A 7,788-nucleotide genomic window follows, 5' to 3' on the forward strand; every position below is an offset into this window, starting at 1 on the left:
CAAACGCTGGATCACCCGCTGGAAAGCCGCTCTCAACGCCTTCGCCATCACCTTCGAAGGCCGCCTGAACCCGACCACCCGATAGAACTAATTCAAGATCGAGTTACACCGTTTACTGGACAGGCCCGAGCACTCTTTATACCCAGCAGCTTGGGGGTCGCGCGGGGTGTGTCACGGCGTATTCATTGCTTGGATCCTTTCAGTGATCGCGGAGAAACGGATGCGTTCCTGTTCAAGGCGGATCGAGGGCCCGTAGCTGTGGGCTCGCAGTTCGTGCCACAGGCCCGCCTCAGCCGCCGTCAGGTGGGCGAGGGGCTGGGTGGCCTGGCTGGGTTCCTGGGTCCAGTGCGCTTGGTGGTCCATGAGGGTGTCCCGGTCCATCAGCATGGAGATGACGTGCGGGTACCGGCTTCGGAGCCTGTCGAGGATGGCGAAGCCGTGGGTATCGATGTCTCCCCAGTAGATCAGTTCGGTGTAGGCCAGCCATGGGAGTGATTCCAGCACACCGACGGAGTAGCCGCTGCCGAAGATGGCCATGCCACCAGGCACGGCGGGGAAGGCAAGATAGCTGGTCTCGTTCTCGACGACGTACACGGTGGTCACCGGGGCGGGTCGAGAGGTGAACTCCTCGGTACGTACGGTCAGGTCGGTGAAACCAGCTAGATGCGAACCGTCCAGCAGACGGAAGCGGACCTGCTGGGGCTTCTTGCGGAAGCCATAACGTCCTTCGAAGTCCGAACGTGGCAGGTCGTCGCGGACACGCGTCGGGTCGAGTCGAGCGTCGAGGAGCGCGGTCAACACCCCCTTGTGGCGTTCGATGAACTTGGTGTCGACGCCAGGTACGTCGATGTGCCGCAGATACAAGCCCTGGCGAGCATGCTGATCGATCCAGTGGACGGTCGCCACGATCGATGGCCAGGGGTCGGCGAGAGCCAGCACCTTCATGGGGTTGGCGGCCATCCAGGCGGCGATCTGAGGCGATCCAGCGGCGTTGGCGTGGAGGGCACGGAAGGTGCGGACGTCGCTGCTGGTCTTGAGTAGGGCCCAGAGGGTGTCCTGGTCGTCGATCCAGGCGCGGGCCGGGATGGTGTTCGCGCCGATGGTTCGACCGCCGATCGGCTTGTACTCCACGCGCAGCCGGGTTTGCTTCTCCCATTGGGCGACCCAGGTTCGAACCTCCTCGAACCGCGCCGCCAGCTCGCTCGGGCGGGGTCCGCGGATCGGCACCTCGATCGGCTGCCAGAGTTCTCCTGTGGCGAGCCAGGTCAGGTACTTGCCGGACGACCAGCGCTTCGTGAGCAATGCCCGGACGTCGTCCGGCGTCGTCCAGGTCATGGGCGCAGGCCCGCTGCGTGGGCGAGCTGACGGGCTTTGTACTCCTCGATGGTGAGGGTCTGCAGGCGGGAGTACTGACCGTTGACATTGTCGACGTAGCCGACGGCCGATACGAACGGCTCGATGATGTGGATCTTCTGCAGCGGTGTGACGATCATGAGCTGCAGTCCGAGGCTGCGAAACAGCTTGAGAGCGAACCGGGTCGACTCGTCCGAGCCGCGGCCGAACGCCTCGTCAATCACCGCGAACCGGAAGGTCTTGGACCGGGTAACGCCCCATTCGAGTTTGAACTGGTAGGCCAGCGAGGCCGCCAGAATGGTGTAGGCGAGCTTCTCCTTCTGCCCACCGGATTTGCCACTGCTGTCGGAGTACGTCTCATGTTCCGAATCGTCGAAGCGATTGCGTTCGGAAGCCGAGAACACGAACCAGTTGCGGACATCGGTGACGCGTTTGGTCCAGACACGGTCTTCGCTGGTCAGGCCGTCGCGGCCACGGAACCGTTCGATTAGCCGGCTGACCTGGAGGAACTTTTCTTCCGAGTACTGGTCGGAGGCGTTGCCCGACAGCGTCCCGGCGGTGCATTCCCGCATCTGGGCCTGGAAGTCACGTACGTCGGTGTTGGGGCTCGGCTCGGCCTGCAGGCGGATGTAGCGGCCGGGGTTGTACTCGACGGCGAGCAGGGAGTCGTTGATGACACCGACCCGCTGGCGGATCAGGTCGGCCTGCTGGCTGAGTTTGGAGCTGAACCCGGCGATGTCGTTGATGGTGTTGGTGTTGAGGTAGGTCTTGAACTGTTCGCGGAACCGGGGGAGATCGTCGCCGACGAGCCGGTCGTGCAGTTCTCGGTAACCGGGGGCGGAGTGAACCGAGTCGTCGAAATCGGTGGTCTCGTTTGGGTATTTGCCGCGGAAGGAGGCCATCTGAGTGGCAATTTTGCCGGCGAGGCTGTTCTGCGACTTGAGCCGCCGGTCGATCTTCTCGCTCAGGACGGTACCTGCCTCGGCCTGGGCCGGGTCACAGTCTGCCGGGTCGTCAGTGCCGGGGAATGCCTTTTCCAGGTCTCCGTAATTTATCTCGGCCCCGGCAGCGGCCGGTTCAGCGAGGATCGTCGTAGATTTGCCGACCTCTTCGTCGGCGGTCCTCAGCTGGCTCTCCAGGCCGCCGATGTTCTTCAGGCAGGCTTCTCGATCGAGCTGGGCCTGCTCCAGGTCGCTGTTGACGGCATCGATCTCGCTGGTGAGGCGTTCGAGTTCGCTGGAGGCCTGCCGTAGCTGAGCCAGTTCCGCGGTCAGGTCCTCGATCAGGTTGACCTGGCTGTGCCAGTCGAGTTCGGTGAAGTCAGTGGTCTCGGCGAGCTGAGCCAAGACCTTCATGTGGTCCAGGCAGGTGTCGTGTTCGCCTTGCAGCAGGTCGTGCTGGGTGCCCAGGGTGTTCTGCTGTTCCTGGACGGTGAACGCCTGTCGGAGCAGAGCCTCGATCTTCTGTTCGTTGGTCCAGCCCAGCACGTACTGGCTGCGGTCGTCGATGCGTGTGGTGTCGTTCTTCTCGTGCCGGCCGCGGCCGCCCTTGATCTGTCCGGCAGTGGTGACCGCGTATGCGGCGCGGCGGAATTCGGTCATCGTCTCGGCGCACAGGTGGCCGGCCCGCACCGCCAGCTCCCGCTCCAGCCACGGGTAGAACTCGCTGTCCTTGATCTCGAGTTTGGCCGCCAGCACCGGACCGTTGTCTCGGCTGTCCGGGCTCCAGGCCGGGAGCGCGGCTGGGACCCGGTAATAGACGATCCGGGTCCTGAGATGATGCTCGTTGATCCAGTCCGACACCTCGGTGTACAGGTCTTCGGCGACCAGCATCGACAGCGCGAAGGGGCGCAGCAGCCGTTCAGCGGCGCCTTCCCATCGGCCTTCTTCCGGCCGGACCCGGATCAGTTCCCCGGCGAACGGCAAGTCGCTCTCTCGTACGTCGAGTTCCCGACACAGCCAGGCCCGCAGCTCCAGGCTTCGTCTGGGCAGATTGTTCTTCCGACCGCGCAGGCTGAGGATCTCCTTGCTGAGCTCTTCCGCCCGTTCTGCGAGCCGCCGCCGCTCCAGCCCCAGCTCTTCGAGACTGGTCTGGAGCTCTGCACGCTTCTCCTCGGTGGCCGCCGCCATGACGGTGATCTCCCGGAGCCGGACGGCGAACTGCTGCGTGGTGTCCACGGGCGCCAGGCCGACACGGGTTAGCCGGTCGGCGAACACTTTGGCCCGGCTGGCCCGGTCGTCCCGGTTCCGCTCGGCCTCGGCGATCAGCTTCTCCAGCTCACCGATCCGCGCCCCGCCCTTACCGTCTCGTTCGGCTACGAGGCTGTCCAGTCGCCGTTTGAGGCCGTCGATCCGATCAGCGAGTTCCTGCTTTTCGCGCTGCCGGTCGCTCAGCCTTTCACCGAGCTGATCGATCCGCTGCCGCAGCAGCCGGGCCTTACGGTCGGCGAAGAAGTACCGCAGCGCCTCTCGCTGCGCTTCCAGCCCGCGGACTTCCGTCCGCAGCGCCTCGTAGCGCTCGCACTCGGCCAGCAGCGGCGCCAGCGCCGCGAGCTGCTCCTCCGCCCGCTTCACCGCATCATGCGCACGGGTCAGATCGTCGAAGTGCGCGATCAGCTTGGCTGTCCAGGCGGCGGCGTCGAACGGCTCCAGCATGTGGTCGCGGACGAACTCGTTCAGGTCACTGACCGACTTCATCGACACTGTCTGATGGAACAGCTCCATCGCCTGCTCCGACTCGATCCCCAAACGGCGTCGGAAATCCCGGCCGTATTCGGGGAAGGCGTCGTACGTACGGGCACCGGCTCCGCGCAGCCTCCGCTTCAGCGCGGCGATGTCGGTGCCGAAGTCCGCGAAGTCGGCGGCCACCGAAAGGTCACGATCGGCGATCGCGTAGAACCGCTCCGGCTGGTTGGCGTCCTTCATCCAGAACACCTGCGCCAGGCTCACCGTCGCCTCGTACCCCTCGTTGGCGAACACCCCGACGATCACCGAGAACGAGTCCGCACCGCGCAGTGCCACCGGCTGAGAGGTACCGGTCTCTTCGTTGCGCTGTGACTTGTAAAAACCCAGGACGTACGAACGCAGGCTGCGTTCTCTGGTCTCCGCACCAGCGGCCTTGTTGTAGGCGATGCGCTGTGCCGGCAGCAGCAGCGTGGTCACCGCGTCCACGATCGTCGACTTGCCCGAGCCGATGTCGCCGGTGAGCAGACCATTACGCCCGTCGATCCGGAAGGTCCACACCTTGTCATGGAAGGTACCCCAGTTGTAGAGCTCCAGCCGGCTCAGCCGGTACCCCGCCAGGCTCTTCTCCTCGTCGCCGCTGAGCTCCACCGAGCTGAACAGTGCCTCCGTCACGGCGTCTCCTCCGTCCCCGACAGCTGAACCGCGTACGTGGCCAGGCCCTGCTCGAACCCGGCCAGCCACTGGCCGTCCACGAACGCCTTGAGGATCCGTCGTACCTCGAACAGGTTGTCCTGACCGGTGACCCGCCGAAGAAAGCCCAGCTCGATCACTTTGTTGATGTGCGCGTCGACCTGATTGACCAGCCGCGCCTCGTTACTTCCCTCCGGCAGGAAGATCGCCAACATCTCCACGATCTGATCTCTGGTCAGCATGAGCCGGATATCACCGCCGCGCGCGTCGAACTCGGCCAGCCGTTTGCGCAGCAGCGCCAGCAGAAGACTGACGTGGAACGACAACGACCGGCGTGGAATCAGCCGAGGTGGCCCTTCCTCTCCCTCCTGCTCGGGCCGCGAGCGCAAGAACGCATATCCTTCGGCCTCGTCGATCACCAGCAACAGCCCGAGCACTGCCACGTGATCGCGGACCTGAGCCTGCATATCGAGCAGATGCCGCCATGCCTTCTCATGGGTGTCGCGGTACACCACTCCCTTCATCACCTGAGTGACCGCCAGCGACAACTCCGCGCTCACGGGCTCACCTCCGTACGGGCGAAGGTGACCCGCGGCAGCCTCGCCCGCCGCTCGGTTCCCTCCTCATCGATCCAGTCCACCTCGTCGACGCGCGCCTCATCGAACACCACACAGAACGTGTCGTCGCTGAGCGCCAGGTAACTCACCAGTTCGGCCAGCCCGTGCGTCAACGGTCGCTCGCGTACCAGGTCAGCCAGCGCTATCTGCGCGCGGCCCTGCAGTGCCCGACGTACACCGGCCGCCAGTTCCGCCCGATCGACGTAGAACTGCTCGAACAGCGCGTCGGCCTCGAATTCCTGCCCGCCCGCCTCGATCGACGTGCTGTGGATCGGCCGCCGCACCCGCGGCGCGTACAAAGGCCGCTCCATCGGCAACCCGAGCTCCGGAGCAGTCCCCTCCAGTTCCGTGGTCACTGGCAGGTCCCCGTACGCCCGCACGGTCAGCGCATGCTTCTCGATACTCCGAACGATCTCCACCACTCGCCGGTTCTCCGCCCACACCTGGTCGTCCAGGAAGCGCCGCAGTTGCTCCGACAGTTGCCGCACGGTCGCCTGAGTACGTTCACCGGCGTCCAGCCAGTCATGGTGTACGTACCGCATCCGCGGATCCGGCTCGATGATCTCTTCCAACGCCTGCACCTGCTCCAGCAGCCCGGCCAGCTCTTCCTGGCGGGTACTCGACAGCAGGAAGTCATAGAACGCCTGGAAGCTCCTGCCCTGGTCGGTGTCGGCGATGCTCTCCCGACTCCCGATAATGTCGTCCAGCAGCGCGCCCTTGGACCCGTCCCAGGCGGAGATCTTCTCCCGCAAGCGCCGGTCGAGCGCCCGGAAGTTCGCCTCCACCTCCCGGAAATCAGCCAGCAGTTCCCGCGCCGTACTTGTGAACTGCTGATAACGCTCACGCTGCGCGGTGGGCCCCAGCGGCTCGAAGTCCCCGGCTGCCACCCGCGCCATCTCCTCATCGATCTGCCGACGCCGCCGCCTCAGCTCCTCCAGGCGGGTCTCCGGATCAGCCTCGGCCCCGAACACCATCTGCCGCAGCAGATCAAAGATCGTGTTCAACCGCGACTCGGTGCCGACGAACGACCGGTCCGTCAGCGACCGCAGCCACGCCAGCGCCTTCTCCACCGCCGGTGTCGCGTCGTAGTACGGCTCGTCCGACCCTTCCGGGTAATACTTGCGCAGATATCCGGCCCGGGGATCAGCCCAGTCATCGAGGTACGCTTTGGCCGTCTTCGGGAAAGTCCCCTCGCCCAGCCGCTCGTTCAGCGCGTACAGCTCATCGTCCAGCCGGCCCGCCAAATCCGCTGCCGAGACGGACCGCGCGTTCTCATCAACGAACACCCGCCCGAGGAAGCCCAACACCAGGGCCGCATGATCAGCACGCAGCAACCGCCACGCGACACTCCGCCGTCGCAGCGCACTGATCTCCTCGAACTCCATTCCCTCACCATCCCCGCGCACATGTTAGGCACGGAGACCGACAACGTCAGGCAGATCCGCCGAAGCCCACCGATTCGGAGTTGCGAGTGGCGCTGTCGAGCCGGATGAGCACGCGGGGATCCGGCCTCGCCGCTACGCCGGAGGACCAGTCCGCCCACAAGTCGGTCGGTGGACGGACCCGGCAAGGACATCTGTTGCGCGACGTTCGTTGTGTCCATGACGGCGTCATCGATGGTGGGGTTGATGGACAAGCGAAGGCCTCGCCCCAATGAGTGTGAGGCGAGGCCGTCAGGGACACGCTGTCGCGGTGGTGCTCACTCGGTGGAGATCACCTCGGTGACCGCGGAGCGTGCGGCGTTTTCATCGACGATGGCCTTGCCCGCGGCGAAGGTGGCCAGGAGCGCTTGGATGGCGAGGTTGTTGACGGTGCGTGGTTTCCCGCGGGCGGACTCGTGGATCAGGTTGATCGCGTCGTCGGAGAACAGGGGATCAGAGCGGCCTGCGAGTTGCAGGTGATGGCGGATGTAGCCGGAGGTTTCCTCGCCGGTCATGCCTGCCATCGGGTATCTGACGGCTATCCGCTGGTCGAGGGCGGCCAGGACACCGAGTTTGATCATCCGGCGGAGAGTGGGCTGGCCGAGCAGCAGGGCGAAGGGCTGGCCGCTGTCGAGCCCGTGGTTGGTCATCATCCGCAGCGCGTCGAGTTGGGCGTGGTTGAGCAGATGCGCCTCATCGACTTTACCGACCGCGGGAGTCCAAAGATGGCCTTCGACCTGCGGTGACAGGTAGCTTACATGTTCTCGATGGAAGATCAAGAGGGTTCGGGAAGATCGCCCCGGTGCGGTTCTTCGACCGGCTGCAGGCTGTCGCTGATCTCGTGTGACCACCTGGATGTGGGGAGGAGGGGAAGGGTCGCGTTGATCGTTGCGGCCTTCTTTGGGAGGATGGCTGCTATGACTTCGAACCGACGAAAGGCCTATGGCGCGTAGACGGCCAGGCCAGGTGCGCGCGAACCTGCCGCGCAGACTCCGCCCGGGACAGGGCATGAAGATTGTTTCT

General features: G+C 64.9%; 5 protein-coding genes. All 5 read right to left on the reverse strand.

The window, feature by feature from the left end; translation table 11 throughout:
• Positions 1-171 precede the first annotated feature (171 nt).
• The gene (locus tag EJK15_RS65660; protein ID WP_138720332.1) at positions 172-1,335 is read right to left on the reverse strand and encodes a Wadjet anti-phage system protein JetD domain-containing protein; all 1,164 of its coding nucleotides are present in this window, start codon (positions 1,333-1,335) and stop codon (positions 172-174) included.
• Positions 1,332-4,709 (reverse strand): ATP-binding protein, encoded by a 3,378-nt coding sequence (locus EJK15_RS65665; RefSeq protein WP_138720333.1) that lies wholly within the window; start codon positions 4,707-4,709, stop codon positions 1,332-1,334. Before EJK15_RS65665 ends, EJK15_RS65660 begins: the two co-directional genes overlap by 4 nt.
• On the reverse strand, positions 4,706-5,287 hold the full coding sequence (locus EJK15_RS65670; RefSeq protein ID WP_240778053.1) for a DUF4194 domain-containing protein: 582 nt from the start codon (positions 5,285-5,287) through the stop codon (positions 4,706-4,708). Before EJK15_RS65670 ends, EJK15_RS65665 begins: the two co-directional genes overlap by 4 nt.
• Positions 5,284-6,729, reverse strand: coding sequence for a DUF3375 domain-containing protein (locus tag EJK15_RS65675; RefSeq protein ID WP_138720334.1), 1,446 nt, complete (start codon positions 6,727-6,729; stop codon positions 5,284-5,286). Before EJK15_RS65675 ends, EJK15_RS65670 begins: the two co-directional genes overlap by 4 nt.
• Positions 6,730-7,043: 314 nt before the next feature.
• On the reverse strand, positions 7,044-7,788 hold a 745-nt coding region (locus EJK15_RS73885), incomplete at its 5' end, for an ExeA family protein (RefSeq protein WP_206062196.1).

Source organism: Nonomuraea basaltis, assembly GCF_005893125.1.
GTDB lineage: Bacteria > Actinomycetota > Actinomycetes > Streptosporangiales > Streptosporangiaceae > Nonomuraea > Nonomuraea basaltis.

Bases quoted from the DNA above. Each gene is read 5' to 3' on its own strand.
- EJK15_RS65660 (WP_138720332.1), bottom strand. From the start codon at position 1,335: ATGACCTGGACGACGCCGGACGACGTCCGGGCATTGCTCACGAAGCGC.
- EJK15_RS65675 (WP_138720334.1), bottom strand. From the start codon at position 6,729: ATGGAGTTCGAGGAGATCAGTGCGCTGCGACGGCGGAGTGTCGCGTGG.